Genomic DNA, 26,471 nt, shown 5'->3' on the forward strand with positions numbered 1-26,471 from the left:
GGCAGTCCTTTTTATGATTTTGCTCAACTACAAATTGGCTAATTAAAAAATTATTGCTACCTTTGTCCCATCAAAGCGTATCAAAAATGAGAAAAATAGTATTATTAGCAGGACTTACTCTTGTACTGCTCTCTTGTAGAAAAGACGATAATAACAATGAAACTACCTATAGTAACGTTTTCCCTAAAACAATTGTAGAAGAGGTAACTACTTCCATAGGGAAAACCGTAAAAACTACGGATACTTATACTTTAACTGGAAATAAAATAACAACTTTCAGTAGAGTAAGAATAGTAGAAGATGGATCTATTACTACAGATGAAGTCTATACCATTGACTATGAAGGTGATTTGATAAAAAGAATCACCCTCAAAAGTAATTCTCAAAGCAATAGAAATTATTCTTATAATTTTAATTACAGTGAAAATCACTTACAATCTATCATTCGTAGTGATAATGTTCAAAAAATTACCTATGAATATCTTAATAACAAAGTAGCGAGTAAAACTACGGTTGATGGAACTGAAACAAAAAAATATAGTTATACTTATGAAGCTAATAAAATAAAAATGATTGCCACCGATCCTACTCCTGGTTCTAACGACCGTTTTACCTATACTCTCAATCCCGATGGCACAGTAGCTTCCTTTGAGAAAATAGTTTATATAGGCAATATACCTAGAGAAGAAACCAAAGGCACTTGTACTTACCAATACGATAATAAACCGAATATCTATCAACGAGACCTCTTTAAATATTTAGCTGAAATAGAGTTGATAAGTAACTACAACTACTATGGCGATTATTATAGGGATCCTCTGCTAAGAACAGCCGCTCATAATGTTGTTTCTTATACAAACAATCTGTATAACAACACTCAAGCGAACTACCAAGATTTAGAGAATGCTACTCGCTCTTTCTCTTATCAATGGAACAGCAACAACAGCCCTAAATCAATGGAATACAAGAAAAATAGCAACCATAAAGCCAATTATACTTACACTTATTAGAAAAAACTAATTACTAATGTTTATAGATTATCTTCTTTCGGCAGTTCTGATGCTTATCACCTTTGCGATAGGTAGCTCCCTTCGCTTTGCCGATTTCGAGAATATATTCAAAAAATCAAAGCCTCTATACTTGGGGCTTTTCTTGCAGATGGTCTTTCTGCCTATTTGTGCATTTATCATTGCCGAATTAGTTAATCTCCCCCCAGCCGAAAAAGTCGGACTCATCATCGTCGCAATATGTCCTGGCGGAACAACCTCTAACTTTATCAGCTATCTCATCAAAGCCGATACCGCTTTAGCCGTCGCGCTTACTGCTATCAACAGTCTGCTCATTCTGCTCTCCATTCCACTGTTGTCTAATTGGGCAGTAGCAATCTTTATGGGAAGTCATACCGAAGTTTCTTTACCTATCCTCAATATGGTCTGGGAAGTAGCTAAAATTATCATCATTCCCGCCTTGTTAGGTTTGTTTTTCAACCGATTTTTTCCTAACATATCCCTTAAAATCCGTTTTCCTTTAAAGGTTATCAATACGATATTATTGGGAATTGTTTTTTTTATTAAATTCTTTGGAGATAAACAATCAGGAGGTAGTGGTATCTCGGTAGATGAGATAATTCGTCTTTTGCCTGCTACACTGCTAATGCACCTCAGTGCAATGATTCTCAGTTATTTCATTGCTTTAAAAACCTTTAAACTCTCAGGAGTACAAGCAACAACTATTAGTATAGAAGTAGGACTGCAAAACACAGCTTTAGCTATATTAGTAGCAGGAACCCTCATAGGCAATACCGATATGACCAAACCCGCCCTTGTCTATGCAATTTTTTCTTTCTTTACCACTTTTGCTTTCGCCCTTATTACTATCAGACTAAAAAGATAACAACAACTGATAAATAAAAAAGCGCGATGTTTTGAATGATAAACATCGCGCTTTTCTTACCTCTTACTTATTAGCTAATAAATAAATTACCGCCATTCGTATAGCAACTCCGTTCTCTACTTGTTGTAAGATAATTGATTGGTCACTATCAGCTACTTCACTAGTGATTTCTACCCCTCGGTTGATAGGTCCTGGGTGCATAATCACAATTTCTTTGTCTAAGCTATCCAAAATCTCTTTGGTGAGTCCGTATTGTTGTACATATTCGCGAGTAGAAGGAAAATAACTGATATCTAAGCGCTCATTTTGGATGCGCAACATATTCGCTACATCACACCAATTCAGTGCTTTGCGTAAGTCAGTTTCTACTTTCACATCCAATGCGTGTATATATTTAGGAATGAGCGTTTGAGGCCCGCATACCATCACTTCAGCACCTTGTTTGTGAAGGGCAAAAATATTAGAAAGTGCCACCCGTGAGTGCAATATGTCGCCTACAATCACTACTTTCTTACCTGCTACCTCACCCAAACGTTCTCGTATGGAGTACGAGTCCAAAAGCGCTTGTGTAGGGTGTTCGTGAGCCCCATCGCCAGCGTTTACAATCGAAGCCTTCACCTGTTGTGAGAGAAAGACTCCTGCCCCTGGATTAGGGTGGCGCATTACTACCATATCCACTTTCATCGATAAGATATTGTTTACAGTATCTACCAAAGTTTCTCCTTTAGTAACTGAAGATTGTGAAGCCGAAAAGTTAATTACATCAGCAGAGAGGCGTTTTTCTGCCAATTCAAATGATAGGCGTGTGCGTGTACTATTTTCGAAGAAAAGATTAGCAATAGTAATATCGCGCAGTGAAGGCACTTTTTTTATAGGACGGTTGATGACCTCCTTAAAATGGTCAGCAGTCTCAAAAATTAACTGTATATCCTTTTCAGTGATATACTTGATACCCAATAGGTGATTCACACTCAATGCACTCATTTTATATTCTTTTTAAGTGGTTGTGCAAAAGTAATAATAATTTCTTAATTAACAACAATTTTTTACTCCCACCGCTCCCACTGTTCTCACCACTCCCACCGCTCTCACCTCTCTCCAAAATAAAAAGTGCGATGTTCACAATATGAAACACCGCACTTTGTCAATTGTCAATAATCAATTGATTACACAACTTCATTTAAGTAAGCTTTAAGCATCCAAACAGTTTTCTCTTGTTCGGTTACAAAGTCGCTCATTAGATTATTAGTCCCTTCATCACCTATTTCGTCGGAGAAGTCTAACAATTCTCTTTCCAAAGGTAATAGAGCGCTAAGGGTATTAATGACCAAGCGTACGGTTTTATCATCGTCGAAAATGTTTTCACCTACGGGAACAGAAGTGTGCTTTACATAGCTTTCGAGAGTGTGAAAAGGCACGCCACCGAGGGTAAGAATACGCTCAGCTATTTCGTCGACTTGTTCTTGTGCGGTATTATAAAGTTCTTCGAACTTCACGTGTAGTTCAAAGAAGCGTTTTCCTTTTACATTCCAGTGTACACCGCGCAAGTTTTGGTAATACGTTTGATAGTTGGCAAGCAATACGTTTAGCAAGCCGATTTCTTTTTCTACTTTGGCTTTGTCAAGCCCTAAGGTATTTAATTTCATAATGTTGTTATTTTTTTAATTCTACGCTGCAAAGATATAATAAATTTGTTAAATACAATAATTAAATTAATAGATTTTTCTAATAGTGCTATTACCTCCTCCGAGACTCTCCAAGATTATCTGAGTCTCCCCCGCTAGTGCAAGCTTGTAGCTTGTACCCCTCCGCTGGAGCTTTCCAAAAAGTCTCAAAATCACTTTTGCGTCGCTACACTTTGCCAAAGTTCTTAATTGCTCGTCGTGCTACGACCTTTGGTAAAGTTGTTTACTCTGATTATCAATAGCTTTTGTAGTATGTTATGTAGGGGCGTTTTGCAAACGCCTACATAAATAAAACTTTTCGGACACCTTCCTCATTCTCCTCTCTTTTCCGGCTTGTCCCCTTTCGGAGAATAGGGGCTATCCCTCCTCTGGCGCGAGCTTGTAGCTCGTGCTCCCCTCATTCCGCTCCCACTATACTTGAAAATCAAATATTTATAAAAATCTTATTTTTTTTAACACAAATTCCCTTGCTAATTCAAAACAAAATACTACCTTTGCCTATTATTAACGAAAGTCAAACGAAACAATTGCTATTTTATGGATAAGTATTCTTTCTTGAATGCCGCAAGTACGGCCTTTTTCGGTGATTTATACGATAAATATTTAGAAAACCCCGATGCGGTAGAACCTAGTTGGCGCGCTTTCTTCCAAGGTTTTGATTTTGCTCAAGAGCAATATGGCACTTCCGTTGAAGAAGCTATACCCGCAATGGCACAACAAGTAGTGAGTGACGAAAACCCCGCCTTGATCAATAAGGTCAAAAAAGAATTCGCCGTTCTCAACCTAATCAACGATTATCGTACTTACGGACACTTATTCGCTCAAATCAACCCGCTACGCCCTCGTGAGCCTTATACCCCTACCTTGGCTATCGAAAACTACGGACTCACATCCGCCGATTTAAACACCTCTTTCGATGCCGCTCGCGAAATAGGCTTAGCCCCCGCACCCCTCAGCACTATCGTCGAAAAACTCCAAGCTACCTATTGTAAATCTATAGGAGTTGATTTTCAACACATTCGCAATACCGAAGAACGCAACTGGTTTGTCAAACGATTACAACAAAACCATAATACCCCTCAGTTTTCTAAAGAAGAAAAACTCCAAATCCTCCAAAAACTCAACGAAGCGGCTTCTTTTGAGAACTTCCTACATACAAAATATGTAGGTCAAAAACGTTTCTCATTAGAAGGTAATGATACCCTTGTAGCGGGGCTTGACTTTATGATCGAAGCAGCTGCCGAGCAAGGCGTAAAACACGTCGTACTCGGTATGGCGCACCGCGGTCGATTGAATGTATTAGCTAATATATTCCACAAAAATCCACAAGATATCTTCTCCGAGTTCGATGGTAAAGATTACGAAATGGACGATTGGTTCGATGGCGACGTGAAATACCACTTGGGTATTACCACCCAGCGCAACACCCGCACTGGCAAAACCGTTGATATGAACTTAGTGCCTAACCCCTCACACCTCGAAGCCGTAAATGCACTCGTCGGAGGGATTACCCGCGCTAAACAAGACCGCTATTGTCAAGGAAATATCCGTCAAGCCTTGCCTATACTCATTCACGGTGATGCAGCCGTTGCAGGTCAGGGTATAGTATACGAAACTGTTCAAATGTGCGGCTTGCGTGGCTTTACTAATGGAGGTACTGTACATATCGTGGTCAACAACCAAGTTGGTTTTACTGCTAATTTTTCCGATTCACGTTCTTCTCTCTACTGCACCGATATTGCAAAAATCAACGAATCACCTGTGCTTCACGTCAATGCCGATGATGCCGAAGCCGTTGTACATACTTTCCTCTTAGCAATTGATTACCGTCAAGCCTTTGGCAAAGATGTGTATATCAATCTCTTTGGCTATCGCAAATACGGTCATAATGAGGGCGACGAACCCCGATTCTCTCAACCGATAATGTATAAAACTATCGGAAAACACGATAATTCTTTCCATATGTACGCACAAAAACTGATAGGGGAGGGGATTACCCAACAAGCGTATGTTACCGAAATAGAAAATGCTTACAAAGCATATCTCGATACTTGCCTCGAAGCCTCTCGCAAAGAGCCGATTACAATATTAAAACCTTTTATGCAAACCGAATGGCAGGGCTTTGAAATAGCCTCTCCTCAGGAAATGCTACAAAAGGTAAATACAACTATCGCTAAAGAAAAACTTGACCAGATAGCTGCCGTACTTACCGAATTACCCGCCGATAAACCCTTTATTAATAAGGTGAAGAAAATTATCGCCGACCGTAAAGAAGCGTATGCTAATAACCATATCGATTGGGGAATGGCGGAACTCTTAGCTTATGGATCGCTCCTCACCGAAGGTTTCGATGTGCGCATCACTGGCGAAGACGTACAACGTGGTACTTTCTCACATCGCCACGCCGTGCTCAAAACTGAAGATACTGAAGAAGAAGTATGTTTCTTAAAAGACTTAAAAACTAAACAATTAGCAACAGGTAATTTCCATATCTATAACTCCTTGTTATCCGAATATGGAGTCTTAGGCTATGAGTATGGTTATGCAATGGCAAGTCCGCGCACACTCACTATATGGGAAGCACAGTTCGGCGACTTCTCCAATGGTGCTCAAATAATGATCGACCAGTATATTTCTTGTGGTGAAGGCAAATGGAAAACCCAAGACGGCTTAGTGATGTTACTCCCTCACGGTTTCGAAGGCCAGGGAGCCGAGCACTCCTCAGCGCGCATAGAACGCTATTTACAACTCTGTGCCGAAAACAATATGTATGTAACCAATTGTACCACCCCAGCCAACTTTTTTCACCTCTTGCGCCGACAGATGAAAACCAACTTCCGCAAGCCCTTGATAGTGTTCACACCTAAGAGCTTGTTGCGTCACCCACAAGTGATTTCAACGGTAGACGATTTAGCTGCAGGACATTTCCAAGAAGTGCTCGACGACCCTATCGCCAATGCTGAAAAGGTAAAACGCGTGGTTTTCTGTTCCGGCCGTTATTACTACGACCTCTATGCCGAGCGTGAAAAACTCGGTAGAGACGATGTAGCCTTGGTACGTATTGAGCAGTTGTTCCCATTGCCTGTAGAGCAACTCAAAGCAGTAATTGCTAAATACGCTCACGCCACCGATTTCGTATGGGCGCAAGAAGAACCAAAAAATATGGGCGCTTATGGCTATATGCTAATGAATTTTGATTTGGTAAAATGGCGTTATGTAGGCACACCTGCTTATGCAGCCCCTGCCTCAGGCAGTCACACTCGCGACCGCAAACGTCACAGCCAAGCCATTGCCGCCGTATTTATCCCGTAGGGGCGAATGGCAATTCGCCCTAATGGCAATTCGTCCTCACAAATAGAGCTTTTTGAACGTCAATATGAAAGCAATCATTACATTACTATTGTTGATAACCTCTTATGTGCTATCAGCGCAAAAAACAGTTACCAAAATTGTGTCACGAGAGCAAAATTCGCCATTGCTCGTGATGAATGGTGTTCTGATAGATAACGACAAGGTAGGTACTATCTTTTTAAACGCAATTGAGCCTAATGATATTGAGAATATCAATGTACTTAAAAGCATATTTAAAGATCCTTCTGCTATTGTTTTATGTAGCAGTAAAGCCGAAAAAGGAGTGGTTATCATTACTTTGAAGAAAAGCAAAGATACTTCTAAGAAAGCTAACCTATCAAGAATAGAAGTTCCTAACAAAGATTTTCCTCTGGTTGTTGTCAATGATGTAGAGTTTTCAGATCCTGAAGTAGGAGCTTTTTATGAACAATGTCAGCCCTAAAAGAGTAGAGAGTATCGTAGTACTAAAAGACAAAAAAGCTACTGAAAAATACGGTGAGAAAGCTAAAAATGGAGTGATTTTAGTTACTCTAAAAGGTAATCCTGAAAAGTTGGATATACCTCTAATAGAGAAAACTCCATAAAATAGAACCCTCTCAGTATGAGCTACAGCCTCGTGCCACGAGTTTGCAAACTCTAAATTAACCTCAATGAAAACAATTATTACATTCTTGTGTTTATTTATCATCGGAATTGTATCAGCACAGCGAAAACCTATTGCAGCTTTAGTTGTATTAGATAGCATTCCCCTTGTAGAGCCTCAACTAAGAGTGCTTGCTTTATAAATATTCACAAAATAATTCACCGTCAGGTGAAAATTCGTGAGATAATGTAAAGAGTTTTACAGTCCTTATTTCGTGAAAATTCGTGAAATTCGTGGGAGATTTAAAACATTTTACTGATTATTTAATAATTACTTATGTTGAACTCACGTTAAATTAGCACCTAATCCCTAACCTCTGTTACCTATTAAAAAAATGAGTCGAACTTTTTACATTAAAAATACACAAGCACCTGAGGAAATGACTCCTCAGCAATTGCTCGACCTCCAGCGTGAGGGATTTGTACAATACTCTATTGATGATAACGACGAGCATTACTCTCAAGTGATGAACGCACCGCTCAGTGATTGGGGCTATATGCTGATGGGACAAGAAGGTATCAGTGGTCGCGGTTTTGAGGTCTCTTACGACACCGAAGCCCAAGACTACGGTGTGCGCGTCTTTACTCCCAGTACCGAAGCCGATTGGTTAGGTGCGTACGAGTTTATTGGCAAAGTAGCTACCGCATTGGGTAGCAAAGTAGTTGATGAAGAAGGAGAGGTTTATGAACCTAATGCCATTACATATGATTATAGAAACGATATTAAATTTGGCATCAAATGTTATGAAGGTGAAAAAGGAGGATCTTATCTGTTCGGTGTCTACCGTCCTATATGTTTGTCAGACGAAATGATAAAACGGTTATTAGCTGCCGAAGATAAGGTAAAAGCCTTTAGTCAGCTCATAGAAAAACAACTATATGAGCACCCTGATGCATATATCGCACGTCAGCAGTTTTTTAGAAATGACAGAGGAGAGGTGATGGGAGCTTATGCTCTTACAGAGGGCGTTCCTACTATCTTACCATATGAATATCCGCCTTTTGTAGATTTTACTCAAGTAAACCTCAGTCAAGACGATGTAAAGTTGTGGCGCATTAGTTTGGTAGTTATCAACGGCGATGAAAACGATCCTGATGCTTATGAGGTACTCGACGGACTCGATTACCAAACCTTTTTAGAGCGATTGCCTCAAGAGAAAATACAAAAACTCGATGGTCACTATATGCTTATAACCCTCAACCGACAAGAACTTGAAACTCTCTTGCAAAATGATAAACAAGAACGCAAAGGATTCTTAGCAAAATTGAAAAACTTTTTAACGACGAAATAACTAATACCTAACACCTAAAACTAAACGATATGTTGGAAATGAAAGTCCCCTCACCTGGGGAATCTATCACCGAAGTAGAAATAGCCCGTTGGCTTGTAAAAACCGGGGATTACGTAACTAAAGACCAAGCTGTTGCCGAAGTAGATTCCGATAAGGCAACCCTTGAACTTCCCGCTGAAGCTAGCGGAATTATTACATTGCAAGCCGAAGAAGGCGAAGCCGTAAAAGTAGGACAAGTAGTATGCTTAATCGATACAACCGCTGTTCCCACAGCCCCCACGGCTCCCGCTGTTCCCACAGCCCCCACGGCTCCCACTGTTCCCACAGCCCCCACTGTTTCCACCGCTCCCACCACACCAGCTTGTCCCCCTTCGGGGGAACGGGGGCAATCAGAATCTCCCACCGCACCAGCTTCTCCCACTTCAGGAGATCGAGGACTATCACCGGCCGCTCGCAAGATATTAGCAGAACGCGAGATTCCTGCATCAACAGTAGTAGGTACTGGCAAAGGAGGTCGTATCACCAAAAACGACGCTCTTAAAGCCTCTAAGCCATCAATGGGAACCCCCACAGGTGGTGTGCGTCGTGAAACACGTGCTAAGATGAGTATGTTGCGCCGTAAAGTAGCCGAACGTTTAGTGAGTGCTAAAAACGAAACCGCTATGCTCACTACTTTCAATGAGGTTGATATGACGGCTATCTATCAGTTGCGCGCCGAATATAAGGACGCTTTCAAAGAACGTCACAACGTGAGTCTCGGTTTTATGTCGTTCTTCACTTTGGCAGTAGTACGCGCCCTCAAACTCTTCCCCGATGTCAATTCAATGATTGATGGTCAAGACAAAGTTACTTACGATTTCTGCGACATCTCTATCGCCGTATCAGGCCCCAAAGGATTGATGGTGCCCGTCATTCGCAACGCCGAAAACCTCTCCTTCCGCGGTGTTGAAGCCGAGGTAAAACGCTTAGCAACCCGTGCTCGTGATGGACAAATTACGGTAGATGAGATGACCGGAGGTACTTTCACCATTACCAATGGAGGTGTCTTCGGATCAATGTTGTCTACTCCTATTATAAATCCACCGCAATCAGGCATTTTGGGTATGCACAATATCGTCGATCGCCCTATAGTGCGCAATGGTCAAATAGTAATTGCCCCCGTGATGTATGTCGCCCTTTCTTACGACCACCGTATCATCGACGGACGTGAATCAGTAGGATTTTTAGTAGCAGTAAAAGAAGCTCTTGAAAATCCCATCGAGCTCCTAATGAACGGCAACCCAAAACAAGCCCTTGAACTCTAAGAGCTAAGAAGTAAGAGGTAAGAGCTAAGAGGTAAGAGTTTCCCCAAACTTTTACCTCACAGCTCCCATAACTCTCACAGTTCCCACCGCTCCCACCGCTCCATTATCGCCCGTGCGGCTCGCACCTTCCACCATTCTCACCACCTCCCACCACCTTTTTCCGGCTTGTCCCCCTTCGGGGTTGTCGGCAATTGCCGAGTAAGTGAGTCGGGGGCATCCCAAAAGCGTTAATTTTCTGTTAAATTTCTTACTACCTATTTCTGTGTAAAAATAATATTGTATTTTTGCACTTTAAAGGATAAGTGTGTCTAATAATACACACATTTTTTCTAGTAATTAGCATTTTTAAGAAATACATTCATTCACATTATGAAAAAGTTTATACTATTACAATGTTTCTTTTTAGTCGCTATAGGTAGCACTACAGCACAGCAATTCAAAATACGTTATAAAAACACTGTCAAAGGAGATATGATAGTGGTAGGTAATACTGTATTAGGTACCACTAAAACAGGTAACTTTGATGATTTAACCAAAGTGAATGGATCGGTAGACCAAGTTTTTGTCGATATTGATAACGACCTTAATACTTTCAATTCTAGCTCCGCAAATGTCAAAGACCCTAACCCAGGAAGTACCTGCGAACGCAAGGTAAAAAAAGCTTTCCTCTATTGGGCAGCAAGTAGTTGGGGATGGTATGGAGGTAAAAATAAAGTCGATAGAAATAAGTTCAACCAAGTAAAATTTAAGATAGGTTCAGCTAATTACCAAGACATCATAGGAACAAAAATCTTAGATTCTAATGATGCCTATATATATGTAGCCGATGTTACCGATAAACTCATTGGTGTAGCAGGTACTTACACCGTCGCTAATATACAAGCCGTTACGGGTAGAAGCACAGGCTATGCCGGCGGTTGGACACTCTTTATAGTTTATGAAGATCTATCTAAACCAGCGCGTAACATCACCTTGTTCGATGGTTGGGAAGAAATATCTAACACCACTAAAGAAATAAAAATTGATGGCTTTACAACTGTCCCTACAGGTCCCGTAAAAGCCAAAATCGCCTTTGCTGCTTTAGAGGGCGATGTTGCTTATTATGGCGATGGACTCCGAATAAAAACTAATAAAACATCTCATTTAGGTGTATACCTTCACCCCCCAGGACGTGAATATGCATCAGGAAGAGGTGAAAACTTCTTCAAAAGTTTTATCACCGATGAAAACGGTGAAAATTTTGACCGTAACCCTAAATCCAGAAACCTACTGGGTATCGATGTAGGTATTTTTGATCTCCCCAATGCAGGAAATAATATCTTAGGAAATAATACCTCTTCAGCAAGCCTCTTCGCTAGTACAAATGGTGACGTCTACTATCCTTTTATGTTCGCCTTCAGCGTAGAGGTAATACAACCTCACATCGCTCTCGAAAAACGCGTGTACGATGCAGCTAATAATGATGTTACCAATGCTACCAATATAGCCTTTGGCGCTTCTCTCCGTTATAAAATACGCTTCAGAAATACCGGGAATGATGATGCTAAAGATTTGGTAATCACCGATATACTCCCTAAAAGTTTACAAAATAATGTAAGCGGTATTAGTGTACCTTCAGGCGTGTCTCCTTCAACTTACAACCCCAATACCCGTGAAATAAAATTTACGGTAGATAAAAGTTTAGTGAAAAGAGGTAGTGCTTGGCAAGAAATATCTTTCGGCGTACAAGTTGCTAATAATTGTAACGATTGGCGTGATCCTTGTGCTAATGAGGTGGAAAACAGCGCTTTCGCTACCTATAACGGCGTAGAAAACCCTGTTAATGGTGGTATTAAAACCTACAGTTTCCCTCTAGCAGGCTCTTGTGGTGCTGCTTCTGAAGCCCCTACAATTTTTACCGTTGCAACTGATTTTAGTAAATGTGCCTATAAAGAAACCATTACCCTTTGTCAAGCCAATGCTGTACTTACAGCTGCCGATGGCTTTGATAACTATAAATGGGAAAAAACCGAAGGAGCAAACAAAGGACAAAAAGGAACCGATCGTTCTCTTACCGTTTCAGAAGCTGGTACTTATAAAGTGACCAAAACCAAAGCTGGTTGTGCTACTATGTACGAAATCTACGAGGTAAAACCTAATACTGCCGAAGCTGATCACCCCATTCATAAGATGATTGAAAATAAACAGATCAATGGGGAATTATATATTTGTCCAGATACAGGTCAGTATTATCCTCAAGTGTATTTGTGTGGTGCTAATGCTTCTGTGAATTTAAAAGTAAATGTTTCTAATGCTACAAACTTTGTATGGCAGAAAAAAGGCAACTGTAATGCTAAAGAAGCGCAGCGCTTTAAAGAATGCCCTCCAAGCCTTGAATCCTATAATTGTACTTGGGCAAATGTGCATACTAACAACGGCACTACCACCCAATATACATTTAATCAAGAAGGTGACTATCGTTTAGTAGTAACTTATAGCAATGGAGGTGGTAATTGTGTAGTGTACTATTATTTCAAAATTACTAAAAATAACTTAGCTCCTAAAGCTGAGGTAAAGGATGTTATTTGTACTACTAAAGGACTTATCACTATCAAAGATGTACCAGCTACGGGCTATCAATATGCTTTACTACAAGGTACAAGTACCATTACAAATTATCAAAACTCCCCTAATTTTCCAATTAATAATCAGGGTACCTATAGAGTACTTATCAAACAAACAGTTACTAAAACTACTACAGTACCTTGTGTGTTCGAAATCGATAATATCTTTGTAAAAAAACGCGAACCCAAACTCAAAGTAACAGTAACTCCTATGGCGTGTGCCAATAGCAGAGGAGGTATGCGCATAGAACTTACCGATGCTCCCTATCCACCTTATGATATAGTAGTGAGTAACAACGGAAGTACAGTAACCAAAGTAACAGCTACCACAGCTAATCCTGTGAATGTAGTAGACTTCCAAAACTATTTCAACGATGGTAGATATCAGGTGAGTTTAGAGAATACTTATGGTTGTACAGTTACCCAAACAGTAGAAATTAAAAAAATACCTGAACTCAAAGCCACTGCTACGGTATTATCACCTATAATGTGTGGAACCGGAGTAATACGTGTATCTGCTACCGGAGGTACAGTGAGCTCTACACAGCCTTATGGATTTAGTAATGATAATGGCGCTACTTACCTCCATAACGCTACTCATAATTATTACGACTTTACGGTTACCTCTCCAGGAACTTATAGTTTTAAAGTTATAGATTACAATGGCTGTACCGATCAGGCTACCGTTACAGTGCAAACCTTACCTGCACCTACTGTTAGTGCCTCAGGTAAACTTATCAACTGTGGTGCTAATGGGCAGATCACCTTTACAGAACCCCAAAGTACAGTAAGCTATACCTATGAGTATAGCGCCGATGGGGTAACTTTCCAATCAGGACGCATACTTACAGTAGCTCCTGGTAAAACCTATACAGCTACTTTGCGCTACAAATATGGTAGCACTGCTTCTTGTACCATAGTAGCACAGATGATAACCATTGGAACCGCTAATAATGAACTCATCGCTTCAGCAGGAGTTGCCAAATTAGTAGGTTGTGGTACTGGTGCTAATGCCAATAAAGCTTTGGTACACTTCACCAATGTACAAGGAGGTGCTCTACCTTATGAATACAACTTCGGTGATGGCGTTTGGACTACCACCCGCGAACGATGGATGGCTCCTGGTAGTTACACACTCGCTGTGCGTGATGCTATCGGTTGTACACGTAGCAACTTGAAAGTAGAAGTTAAAGATAAACCAGCTACACCTTCTTTCCCTAACCCTACCGTTACTTATGATTGCCAAGGTCGCGGTACTATAGTAATTACTAATAACAAACCTAATTACACCTATAAATATAGTATAGATGGTGGTACTGAAACCACTACTAACCGTTTCACCAACTTAGCTCCAGGCGTACATACCGTTACCATCCGTTATGACGACCCTTCAGCTACCCGTCCAGGTCTCTTGCTTAAAGAAGATTTCGGTAAAGGTACTCCTTATACCACACCTCCTCCAGGAATGACCCCTGCTTACCAATTAGTAGATCCTCGCTATCAACGATTGGACTGGAATAAGTATTTTGTAGCAGGAAAACGTGACATCTATTCACACATCCAAACAGGCTGGTGGCAAAATGATGCTATTTTCCCTAACGACCATACTAATCGCCTTGATAATACTTCCCGCTATTTAGCAGTCGACTTTGGTCAGCTCATTGCTAATGGAGCGATCTTCTATGAAAAAGATGTAATGGATGTAATGCCAAACTTACCTATTGAGTTCGAAATGTTCGGTTTCAACTTAGTGCGTTCTTCCAATTGTACAAACCCAGTGATGATTATGGAAATCGTCGCTTTGGACGATGCTGGTAATGTAGTAAAAGTAGGAGGTCAAGACAAAGTATTAGGTCGTATCGAATCACAACAAATACCTACCAATAAAAATAATGCCGATGCTTGGTTCCGCTTCGCTTCCGATGGTACAGGCGTAAATACAGGAGTTACTCCAGCAGCACGTGTAAATCCAGGTACTTATAAACGTTTGAAAATACGTATTCGTACTAAGTGGAACACTTCATCTTGTAACGACTTCGCTTTTGATGATCTTACTGTATACCAAAACCCCGAATCTTGTGGCTTTACTCATACCCTTACAGTAACTGTAGATAATGATAAAGCCTTTGGAGTAGATCCAACAACAGAAAAAATTATACAACCTAAGTGTAATAATCAAAAAGGAGAATACCAGATAACACTTAAAAATGCCCCATCTACTTATTATGTAAGCAAAGACGGTGCAGCATTCCAAGCCTACACAGCAGGGTCTATTTTCAAATGGACAAATATTGATGCAGGTAATCATACTATAAAATTCCGTGCAGAACAAAACAACGCCAACTGTGAGGTCAGTCGTACCTTCTCAATCACGGTACCACCTAATTTGGTTATAATACTTCCCGACGATCTAATTTTAGGATGTAATGGAGTAACCGAAGCAGTAGTTTCGGCAACAGGGGGTACAGGTACTTTGCAATATAAGTTGCAAGACACTACCTCCCAAGTGTTGTACGACTACCAAACCTCACCTAAGTTTACGATTACCCAAACAGGAATATATATAGTATCAGTTCGTGATGCTAATGGTTGTCAAAGTGGAGGTTCTCTCACAGTGATAAATGCTCCAACACTCACCTTGACCGCTACGACCAATACGGCGAACAACAACTATTGTTTGCAAGGCGGAGTTAAGGGCAAGGTAGAGGTACAGGTACGCACATCCAACAACACAAACACAGCGCCTTATGTATTCCAGCACAATGGAACAACGGTAGCTACTCAAAATGCGACTACCTATATATATAATAATTTAGATCCCGGCACACACACCTTTACGGTAATAGATAAACACAGTTGTAAAGCCACCTACACTGTTGAAATCAAGAAACCGCTTTCTATCGATGGAGGAACAGGAGCGACAGTATCGAAGGACATCTCTTGTAACGTATTTCCGGGCAATAAAGGGAAGATAGAACTCAAGGTAAAAGATGGAAATCCACCTTACCGTTATGTAGTGAAACAGGGCGGGGCTTTAGTACAAAGTCTTCAAAATGTAGTAGGCAATACAGCCACTTATGAAACAGCAACCCCAGGAGCATATACAATCGAAGTTACCGATAGCAAAGGTTGTATTATCACAGGAACGGCTACATTAGTAGCTGCTGTAGCGCCAACAGTAACAGTAAGTACAACAACAGTAGGTTGTTATGGAGCTAATAATGGAACTATATCCTTAACAATTTCAGGAGGCAAAGCACCTTATAAAGTCTTCTTAGATGGAGTGAATAAAGGCAGTCAGCTAGTATTTACAAATTTAGCAGCTAAGAGCTATATTGTAAAAGTAGTTGATGCCAACAATTGTGAAACCATTAAAAATGTCACTATAACCCAACCTGCGAATCCATTACAAGGTTTTGCAGGAGTATCACAACTTATAGGTTGTGGCACGGGAGCCAATAAAGATAAGGCAGAGGTACGCATTACCAACCCAAGTGGAGGCACTCCACCATATCAATATAAGTTCGATGGCAACTATGGCAACAGTAAAACAGCTTGGTTACCAGCAGGCACCCATACAGTGTATATAAAAGATGCTAAAGGTTGTGAATTAGGACTTACAGTAACAGTAACAGCGAGAATTCCAGAACCTACAGGCACGACATACACCATTACAGGTTATGATTGTAACGGTAAGGCTACGGTACGCTTTACAGGTACCCCAACCTCTTACGATTATACTTATGAAATAGATGGCAAAACCGCTACAGGTACAACCGCTACCATTACAGGTTTAGCACCAGGCAGTTATACAGTAACGATAAAATATAAGGACACTAATCTTCCAGCTTCAAGTATATTGATAGAAGAAAGTTTTGGTTCAGGGCCTACAACTTGTTTAGCGTCAATAGTACCATCAAATTGGACTTGTAAACTTACAGGCTGTTTAGAGGAAGGGACTTATGCAATTGCCAATCAAGCAGGAGCATCTCCTTGTCCAGGTTGGTGTTGGAGAATGCCAAAAGACCATACGAGCAATGGAACAGATGCACAAGGAAGATTCTTTGTAATGAATAATGGAGTAGTAGCACCAGGCGGTACACGATTCTATTACAAAGAGGTACAAGATGTAGTGCCTAATCAGCCAGTTAAATTTAAAGTATATTTGTATAGTTTAGAGAAAGAAGAATGCCACAGTCCTATCATACGACCTAATATACAAGTGAGTTTGGTAGATACCAGCAATAATATATTAGCAAGCACAACTTCAGGAATTCTTCGAGATAACCGACACGATTTAGATTGGCAAGAGTTCTCAGGAGAGTTGAATCCAGGGGCAGCGACTTCTTTCCGTATAGAATTTAGAAATTTAACAGTAGGAAGCGGAGGTAATGACTTTGCTATCGATGATATTATTGTTTACCAAGAAGCAAAATCTTGCGAACAAGAAATCACCAAGCAAGTAGTAGTTCCCTCAGGTAAAGAGTTTAAGGCGAGTGTAGTAAGTCAAACCGGTGTAACTTGTAAAAGTTTGAGTACTGGTAAGGTAACCTTCAAGATGGAGAACCTACACGGAGGTAGCTACCGAGTATCAGTAGATGGAACAACTCGTTCAGGAATAGGATATACAATTCCTACAACAGCAGCGACCTTTGAGGTAGACGGGCTCAATGCAGGAGTTCATACCATTACCTTTAGTCATAACGGTAACTGTTTGCTTACCCGTACAGTAACCATCACCGAGCCCAATGCGCTTACCCTTACGGCAACCATTAGCGAGCCAGCGATGTGTTCAAACAACAACAAAGCACGAGTAACGCTTACAGCAGGTGGCGGAACACCACCGTATACTTATATCTATCAAGGAGTGGGAACGACCACTACCCAAACAAACAATGTCTTTACAGGCATAGCTCCAGGCACCCCTACCTTTATAGTAAAAGATAAGAATGGTTGTAGTGCACAGCTCACAGGAGTCTTTACAGTAACCACTCCAGCAGCTATAACGCTTACTACATCAGCAACCACTTGTTATTCAAACAATGGAGATGGAGTAATAGAAGTGAAGATCAACAGTGGTAATGGCAATTACAAAGTAAGGTTAAATAACAATGCGGCGGTAGTTTTACCAGCCAATGGCACCACCCATACCTTTACGGGGCTTACCCAAGGCAGCTATAGCATCACCGTTACCGATGGTTATGGTTGTAGTACAGCCACCCAAGTGCGTATTTACCCATCGTTAAATAGTACAGTAAGGGTAACCCACCAAAGTAGTTGTAATACCAATGCGAAGATAGAGGTAATAGCCTCAGGAGGAGTAGGAACAAGCAATATCGAATACGCTTATGTATTAGGCAGTGGATTGCCTAATTACCATCTAAACGATACGAGCAAAGTGATTCCACACTTTAGTGAGGCAGTACAAACTTGGACAGTTTATGTACGTTCTGCAGGTTGCGTAAAAACGCATCAAGTAATAGTGAAGAAAGCCGATAATGTAGCCTTTACAGCGTCGACAGTAACGCCTACGTGTCAAGGATCAGCGACAGGAAAGATAGTGTTGAAAAACATTCAAGGCGATGGCAACTTTACTGTGCGTTATGGCAATGGAGGAACTCCAGTAATAGGCACTTATACAGGTATAGCGACCAACACCTATACGATAGCCAATGTAGCAGCAGGAGTATACTCAGTAACAGTAACCGATAAATACGGCTGTAATGCGACACAAAATGTTACTTTAGCCGATATGCCAGCACTTACTGCTACGATAACCTTATCGGCAACAGTAGGAAGTTGTGCATCCACAGGTTCAGCAGCCACCCTTACCCTTACAATGGGTAATGATGCTTGGACAGCATACCGAGCAGGCGGTAACCAAATATACTATGAGTTTAACAATAGTGGTACTTGGCATCCAATGCCAAACAATCCACATTACATACTTCCTATATCAGGAGTAACCGAGCCAGGCAGAACCATCCAAGTGCGTTTTGCAACACGTCCGAGTGCTACAGCGCCTAATGTATGTAGTACAGCAGCGATGGCTTATGTAGTACCGTTGCCAATTGGAGGCGTAAGTGTAACCACCAATTTAGAACAGTACGTACAGAACTGTACAGCAGCAGGTAACCCATTGTTTACTGCTACGGTAACAGTAGCTCCAGGTTATGGACAGCCACCTTATCAGTTTAATGTCAATGGAGGAGCCTATGTAACAGGAAGTGTAAACTCACGCACACACGTGTTCACAGGCTTAGTCGTAGGTCGTACCTATACCTTTGGAGTTAAAGATGCCAATGGATGTGAGGCAGCCTACACAGGAGACATCTATGCGAGTGTATCCTCACCAGCGATCAGTGCAATGCTTGAAGGCAATCCAGCTTGTCACGGCTCTAATGGTAATGCAACGCTTAAAGTACGTCGTAGCACTGCATATAGCTCAGGCGCATCAACTAATATCAGTTGGGCAGTGTATGACAAAGCAACCAATGCGATAGCTATAGATCCTGTAACATCAGCACCTATCAATGGTACAGCAGCTATGCCAGGACCGGGAGGCGAGTCTATCTTGTCTACCTTTACCCTCAGTGCAAACAAAACATACTACGCTATTATCAGCGAAGGAAGTTGTAAGTGGGGTAGTAGAGACTTGCATATACGAGAATTAGCAACGCTTTCAGCTACGGTATCACAAACCGCTACAATTACTTGTGATAGCGATGGAGTTTTAGAGGTACAAAATCCTACGGGAGGTGGAGGTACTTATAGGTACACAGTAACTCCAACAACAGCAGGAGTTACTTTCAGAGCACCAATAGTTACAGGAAGCTCAAGAGTACAGATAGTAAAAGATAATATAGCCACTCCAGCAATGCCAACCTATCCAAGTGGAGCTTATAGTTTTGGAGTAAAATTAGAGATGGAAGACCAATATGGATGTAAAGCTACTTTAGGTACATACACCTTTACAGTAACGCCATCTCCAAGAATTGCAAAAGCCACTGTAATAGGTTGTTCCGATGGACAGTACACCCTCACTGTTGAGCCACAAGCTAAAACAGGAGCTTCAGGAACCCCAGCAACAGGAACAGAACTTAACGGTTACGAATACTCAATAGATGGAGGTTTAGATTACCAAAGCAGCAATGTATTTGCTAACTTGGTAGCAGGGCCGTATGATGTACAAATCCGAGATAAATCTACAGGATGTATAGCTACTAAAACCGTGAGCATCACCAATGCGTTAGAGGCAGATATAGCATTAACCACACCATTAGGATGTGGAGGCGGAGGAGCCGAAATCACTATAAAAGTAGACAATGGTTCAGGCGACTACGAATATAGCTATATAAATCCAGGCGGTACACCAACGGGACCTATTGCAATACCACAAGTAGGAGGTCAATATAAAGCGACCATCAATGTAACGGCTGTAGGTGTATATACCGTAACAGTAAGAGATAAGAGTACATCAGGCACTTGCGGTAGTTATACTAAGAGCATTACAGTACGTACTGCCGAACATCCAGAGATAACCACTTCGGTAAAAACAGTAACTTGTGCCGGAGGTAATGATGGAGCGATTTACCTTACTGAGGTCAATGCAGCCACTGTAGGAACATTCACTTATGCAGTACAAGGGCCAAGTGGAGCAGTTCCATCATCATCAATAGTCAATAGAGAAGTGAGAGGTTTAACGGCAGGAGTATACACCATTACAGTAACGGCTAATGGCTGTCAAAGCACCTATACAGCAACTGTGAAAGAGCCTACCGCACTTACCCTTAGCAAAACAGTGATAGAGAACAACAAACAAGAGTTCAGTTGTGGAAGCTCAGGCAGTGTACAACAAGCTCAAATCACAGTGCCAAGTGGGGCAGTACAAGGCGGAACACAACCTTATAGAATAGAGTACTTGTACGGTACTGTATCAGGCACAGGCAATAGCTTTAGCATAGGAAATACAGCAGGAGGCACAGTAACCATCACCGCTATCGATGCCAATGGTTGTAGCACCCAAACCTCAGTGGTAATCAAACCGTTTGAAGCTTTTGATGTCGATAAGATCGACTTTACGGTAACCACTTCAGGAACTTGTAATGCGAGTGAGACCATCACCATCAGTGCAACCCAAAGTTCAGGAGCACCATTTACCGGTCAGTTGTTGTATTATCAAGGAGCTACCGCCCCTACGGGAGCGATCACCCCAACAACAGGCGGCTGGCAAACAAGCAATAGCTTTACCATAGCCCCTAACAGAACTTACACATTCTGGGTAGCCAACAAAGCCACAGGCTGTACAGTGAGCAAGTTGTACATCTCACCTAACCCTAACAACTTCAGCATTGTAAACCCACAAGTGAAGAATGTAGGTTGTAAAGGCGCTAACGATGGTACCGCTACCTTTACCCTTAGCAATACAGTAAGTGGTCACGCTTATAATGTAACCGTAACCCCAGCAGGAGGAACGATTGCACCATCCGCACCATTTACAGCAACGGGCACAACAGCAACCTTCAACATAGCAGGTTTAGCTCCTAATACCTATACAGTAACTGTAAAAGATAACAATACAGCTTGTGAGCAAGTATATAGCTTCAAGATAGAAGAACCAACAGCGTCTGTTACAGCGAGCGTTACAGTACGTCAGGCAACTTGTGCTAGCGCACCTACTTACAACAGTGGAGAGATAGCCATAGAAAATGTAACCGGCGGTTGGGGCACATATCAGTACTATATCGGTCAAGCAGCTCCAGGCTTTGAAGTGTGGACAAACACAAGTGTACGCACAGGCTTAACCCCAGGTACTTATAGAGTATTAGTAAAAGACAACGGAGGTTGTCCTACAACCCTTAGCAGTACAGTAACCATAGCCACCCCAACAACTATTAGTGGTACACTTACGGTAACCAATGCGAACTGTACCAATGGTACGGGAGCCATAGGAGTGAGAAGTGTAACGGGAGGTGAAGGCGCGAACTACTTGTATCAACTCATCAAAGATGGGGTAGCACAAGGCGGAGCACAAACCAGCACCGAGTTCCAAAACTTAAGTGCAGGTAATTACCAAGTAGCGATATCCGATTCTTGGGGTTGTACAGTAACCCTTACCCAATCGGTAACCTTATACGAACCGGTAGAAGGAGTAGGCGTACGCTTTATCAAGCAAGTAACTTGTACACCGAATACAGGAGCGACAGTTAGTGTCACTTATGCAGGAGGCGATTCACCAAGCTTGCGTTATACCCTTAAGAACTTAGGTACAGGAGTGAGCACTACATCCACTACCAACGGATTTACAAATGTACCAGCAGGTAATTATGAAGTATCGGTATACGATATAGCAACAGGTTGTCCTACCCAAACCCACACCTTTGCAGTAACTGATGCAGCGGCAGTAAGCTTTACTTACACTACAACAGCAGTGAGCTGTAGTGGTAGCAGCGATGGTAAGTTAAAAATTACCATACCAGGTACCCAAACACAAACCGATTATCAAATCAATATAGTAGGTAGTGGCGGCTTTACCCGCAGTGAAACGGTGAACACCACACCTAAGGACATAGAGTTTATAGCTATGCCAGCGGGTACTTACACTGTAACACTCACCTCGGCGCGCAACTGTACTAAAACTGAGACAATTGTCATAGGCGCACCAGCCACCTTGATAGTGAGCAATACCACTACGGTAACCACACACTACAGATGTGATGCTGATAACAATGCCCAACAAGCAATTATCTCAGCAGTAGCGCAAGGCGGTACACAACCTTACAAATACAATTATCAAGTATTTGATGGTACAAGCACCACCACTTCAGGCTGGATAAGCAGCAGTGTTTACAGCCTCACAAGTGCAGGTAGTGCCACACAAACCGTGATAGTGAATGTAGAGGATGCCAATGGCTGTAGAGCCGTCTACACCCCATTGGTAGTACCACCACTACAACGCATCAGTGAGATAAAAGCCACCCGATTGACAACCATCAGTTGTAATCAATCCGAAACAGTGAACTTCACTATAGTAGGAGGTAAGAACCTCGGTTATATAGTAGAGGTAACAGCCAATGGTAGTGTGGCAACCCCAACGCCATCAACACAAACCCTTACAACAGGAGCGAATGTAGCAACAGTACACTTCAATGCTCCAGGTTACTATACTATCAAAGTAACCGATAGAGAAACAGGCTGCTATGCCACCGTATCTTATACCGTAAACGAATATAGAGCGATGGAAGTAAGTGTAGCCCAAAGTAAACCAGTGAGCTGTGTGGGAGATAGCAATGGAGAGATTACCATTACCTTCAGTGGTTACCAAGGTCCGATAGCTTACCAAGCCTACACAGTAAGTCCTACGGTTGCTCCAGTAGGTAGTTTGCAAACCCAAATAGGCAGTCCAGATGCGGTGCGTAAAGCGGTAATCAGCGGTTTACCAAAAGGTAACTATGTGGTAAGAGTAGACCAAACCGATGCGCCAAATTGTACGGTAACTAGCACCCAAGTAATGGTATCCGAGCCAGCAACGGCACTTACAGCTACCCCTACAGTCACCGATCGCATCAAGTGTGGCGTTGGTCAAACAGGAACCTTTAATGTAGAAGCTACTGGAGGATGGGGCAATTACGAATATCGTTTGTCCCACAATGGTACAGCCCATCCAGTATATGGAACTTATACCAGCACCTCACTCTTTGAAGGTTTATCAACAGGAACTTATACAGTAGAGGTAAAAGATGAAAATGGATGTGTAACAATAGTAACCCAAGTGATGGCAGCACCCGATCCTATCGATGCGACAGTAACAGTAACCAATGTAAATTGCTTCAGCGATCGAACAGGGGTGATAAGCGTACAAAGCATCACAGGAGGTAGTGGCAACTACACTTACGAATTGAAAGAAAAAGGAGGAGCTATTGTACGAGGCGCACAAACTAATACCACTTTCACAGGATTAGACGCACGAGAATATGTGTTGATGATCACCGATGGATGGGGATGTGAATCACAGATAGAAGTAGAGGTAACCGAACCTGCCGAACTCAATATAGTAGCCGGTATTACCAGTCCACTTACTTGTCATTCCCCAGCTACAATATCACTTGTAGCAACAGGAGGCACAGGAGCTTATACTTATTATCAAATAAAAGGCGGATTGACTACAACGGTAGGAAGTACCGTTACGGTCAATGCAGCCGATGTAGGCGATTACGAGTTCTATGTAAAAGATGCCAATGGCTGTACATCTAAAGTATCTAATAAGATAACCATAGCAGCTTTAGAACCTTTAGCCTTGCACGTGAATACAGCCGATGCCTTTGTGAAGTGTAACGGAGAAAGTTCAGCGCGTATCACCTTCTCAGCAACCGGAGCATTGGGTAACTATCAGTACAAATTGTACAAAGGCGGAATTGCACAAACAGTTTCAGCAACCCAAGTAAATGCTACCGACTGGGCATTCTCAGGCTTAGCAAGTGGTACTTACCAAGTAGAGGTAACCAGCGTAGATTGCGTACAAACAGCAACAGTAAATATAGGTGAATCACCAGCCTTTACAGTAGCAACTGCAACCACTGATATCACTTGTAACGGAATGCGTGATGGTACCATCTCAATGACGGTAACCGGAGGCGCAGGTGATATACAATACGCAATCAGTCCACGATTAGATAGATTTGTATCCGAAGGCTACTTCACACGACTTGCTCGAGGAGAATACGTAGTAAGAGCCCAAGATAAGAATGGTTGCTTTGTAGATGAGGTCTTCAAGATCAACGAACCCGATGTATTGAATGCCATCATCGATAAACAAACCGATGAGGTATGTTATGGAGCAGGCGATGGTACCGTATCGATAACCATCACTGGAGGAACCCAATCGTACAGTACCTCAATCGACGGTGGAGCTTGGACAGTAGATAAGACCTTGTATACAGGCTTATCAGTAGGAACCCACACCATCACGGTGAAAGATGCACACTCTTGTACAACCGAAGTATCAGTATTGATAAAAGAAGGTGTAGATATGCAAGCCACAGCAACAGTAAGTTACGGTTGTGGTAACAATACCGTAGTCAATACGATCAACGCAACGGTCAGCGCCAGCTACACAGGAGCGGTAAGCTTCAGTTTAGACGGAGCAGCACCACAAAACTCAGGTAAATTTACAGGAGTAACAGCAGGTACTCACACCATCACCTTTGCACACCTCAATGGTTGTACAACCAGCCTTACAGTAAATGTAACAGCTTACAACAGTTTAACGGCAACAACGGTAACAAAAACCGATATGAGCTGTTATGGAGTAAACGATGGAACGATAACCTTTGTGGTAAACGGCGCAACCAATAGTTATACTTATACTATTGAACCAGAAGCCGGCACGTTCGATGCAGCAAACAGCCGATACACAGGTTTATCGGCAGGTACTTATACAGTGAAAGTGAGATCTAATGGCGAGATCAATTGTGAATTAGAACACAGCTTCACTATAGTAGAACCCGATTTGTTACAAGTCAATGCCTCAACAGTATCCGAAACCTGCTACGGTTTAAACAACGGACAGTTGATATTCAGCATCCAAGGCGGTAGAGCACCTTATAGCTATACACTCAAAACAGCTTCAGGTACTTTAGCAGATAGCGGAACCGTAACAGCAACAGGAACGGTACGCACTATAACCAATGTAGTAGGAACTTATCTCTTAGAATACAGCGATGGTCAGTGCTCACAATCTTTACAAATCACAGTACCATCAGCACCTAAGTTAGATATTGTAGATGTAAAAGAACAGTTCAACTGTTCAGTAGTATCCACTACTTACACCACCAGCTATTTACGTGTAGAGTTCTCACAAGCCGATGACAAACGTACAGCGAGCAATACCCTCTACTCAGTAGATGGAGGTCTTCAAAAAACTCCATTCAAGAGAATAGAAGGTAAGTACGGATATACCGATATTATACCTACAGGACAATACACCCTTACGGTATACTATTACTCAAATGTACCAGGAGCACCACTATGTGAACAAACTTGGGGTAGTACCGTGAGCTTAACCCGTTATCGAGGTTTAGAAATCAAGGATATTACCGATCCGAGAGCAATCAACAAGATAAAAGTACAAGCCGTTGGCGGTAACCCATCAAGTTATAGTTACACGTTCAATGGTTATCAAGACGGTACAAATGAATATATGTTGCGCTCAAGCGATCCAACCACACGAGTAGTAGGTAAGAGAGTCTACAAAACAGTAGTTGTAGAGGCGATAGACGGCAACGGCTGTAGCTCAACGCTCACTATAGAGAAAGAGTATATGAAGTCAGTACCACCCGATTTCTTTACACCAAACGGAGACGGACAGAACGACGGCTGGGATCCAGATAGATACCGCAGTTATCCAAACTTAACGGTAGACATCTACGATCGTTACGGACGTTATATCACCAGCTTACGTTCAGGAGAAGTATGGGATGGTCGATACAACGGCAAGGAATTACCAACAGGTGACTATTGGTATATCCTCAAAACCCACGAAGACGGCGAAGACGACCAAGAATATGTAGGTCACTTCAACCTCTATAGAGCCGCCGATTAAGAGTATTTCTTGAAATAATAATAGCGAAACTCCCCGATTAACTAATGCTAATCGGGGAGTTTTTTAATTAGTAAATTCACTAATTTGCAAAATTAGCCAAT

The 26,471-nt window shown here is 41.9% G+C and carries 10 protein-coding genes and 1 pseudogene; 8 read left to right on the forward strand and 3 right to left on the reverse strand.

Features of this window, described 5'->3' with window-relative positions; all coding sequences use genetic code 11:
- Window positions 1–86 precede the first annotated feature (86 nt).
- Both CBG49_RS06420 and CBG49_RS06425 read left to right on the forward strand, forming a co-directional pair.
- Window positions 87–1,010 carry a hypothetical protein gene (locus CBG49_RS06420; protein ID WP_088593846.1) on the forward strand — a complete coding sequence of 308 codons (924 nt, stop codon included), beginning with the start codon at window positions 87–89 and terminating at the stop codon, window positions 1,008–1,010.
- Between the two features lie 16 nt (window positions 1,011–1,026).
- On the forward strand, window positions 1,027–1,893 hold the full coding sequence (locus CBG49_RS06425; RefSeq protein ID WP_088593847.1) for a bile acid:sodium symporter family protein: 867 nt from the start codon (window positions 1,027–1,029) through the stop codon (window positions 1,891–1,893).
- Window positions 1,894–1,956: 63 nt separating this feature from the next.
- Here the strand turns inward: CBG49_RS06425 and CBG49_RS06430 are convergent, their stop codons facing one another.
- Both CBG49_RS06430 and CBG49_RS06435 read right to left on the reverse strand, forming a co-directional pair.
- Window positions 1,957–2,877, reverse strand: coding sequence for an aspartate carbamoyltransferase catalytic subunit (locus CBG49_RS06430; protein ID WP_088593848.1), 921 nt, complete (start codon window positions 2,875–2,877; stop codon window positions 1,957–1,959).
- A 182-nt stretch (window positions 2,878–3,059) separates the two neighbouring features.
- Window positions 3,060–3,539, reverse strand: coding sequence for a Dps family protein (locus CBG49_RS06435; protein ID WP_088593849.1), 480 nt, complete (start codon window positions 3,537–3,539; stop codon window positions 3,060–3,062).
- Between the two features lie 576 nt (window positions 3,540–4,115).
- Here CBG49_RS06435 and CBG49_RS06440 point away from each other — a divergent pair.
- From CBG49_RS06440 to odhB, 5 genes and pseudogenes are all read left to right on the forward strand, one after another.
- Window positions 4,116–6,890 (forward strand): 2-oxoglutarate dehydrogenase E1 component, encoded by a 2,775-nt coding sequence (locus CBG49_RS06440; protein ID WP_088593850.1) that lies wholly within the window; start codon window positions 4,116–4,118, stop codon window positions 6,888–6,890.
- 64 nt (window positions 6,891–6,954) lie between these two features.
- Window positions 6,955–7,513, forward strand: a pseudogene (locus tag CBG49_RS06445) (TonB-dependent receptor plug domain-containing protein).
- A 66-nt stretch (window positions 7,514–7,579) separates the two neighbouring features.
- Window positions 7,580–7,714, forward strand: coding sequence for a hypothetical protein (locus tag CBG49_RS16295; protein ID WP_257789604.1), 135 nt, complete (start codon window positions 7,580–7,582; stop codon window positions 7,712–7,714).
- Window positions 7,715–7,906: 192 nt separating this feature from the next.
- Entirely contained in the window at window positions 7,907–8,863 is a 957-nt protein-coding gene (locus CBG49_RS06450) for a DUF4299 domain-containing protein (protein WP_088593851.1), read from the forward strand.
- Between the two features lie 29 nt (window positions 8,864–8,892).
- Window positions 8,893–10,167: a 2-oxoglutarate dehydrogenase complex dihydrolipoyllysine-residue succinyltransferase gene (gene odhB / locus CBG49_RS06455; RefSeq protein ID WP_088593852.1), complete on the forward strand. Its 1,275-nt coding sequence runs from the start codon at window positions 8,893–8,895 to the stop codon at window positions 10,165–10,167.
- A gap of 51 nt (window positions 10,168–10,218) precedes the next feature.
- Here the strand turns inward: odhB and CBG49_RS15775 are convergent, their stop codons facing one another.
- Window positions 10,219–10,389 (reverse strand): hypothetical protein, encoded by a 171-nt coding sequence (locus tag CBG49_RS15775; protein WP_157668370.1) that lies wholly within the window; start codon window positions 10,387–10,389, stop codon window positions 10,219–10,221.
- Window positions 10,390–10,536: 147 nt separating this feature from the next.
- Here CBG49_RS15775 and CBG49_RS06460 point away from each other — a divergent pair, with 147 nt between their 5' ends.
- Window positions 10,537–26,370, forward strand: coding sequence for a T9SS type B sorting domain-containing protein (locus CBG49_RS06460; protein ID WP_088593853.1), 15,834 nt, complete (start codon window positions 10,537–10,539; stop codon window positions 26,368–26,370).
- Window positions 26,371–26,471: the final 101 nt, after the last annotated feature.

This window comes from Capnocytophaga endodontalis (assembly GCF_002209445.1).
Taxonomy (GTDB): domain Bacteria; phylum Bacteroidota; class Bacteroidia; order Flavobacteriales; family Flavobacteriaceae; genus Capnocytophaga; species Capnocytophaga periodontitidis.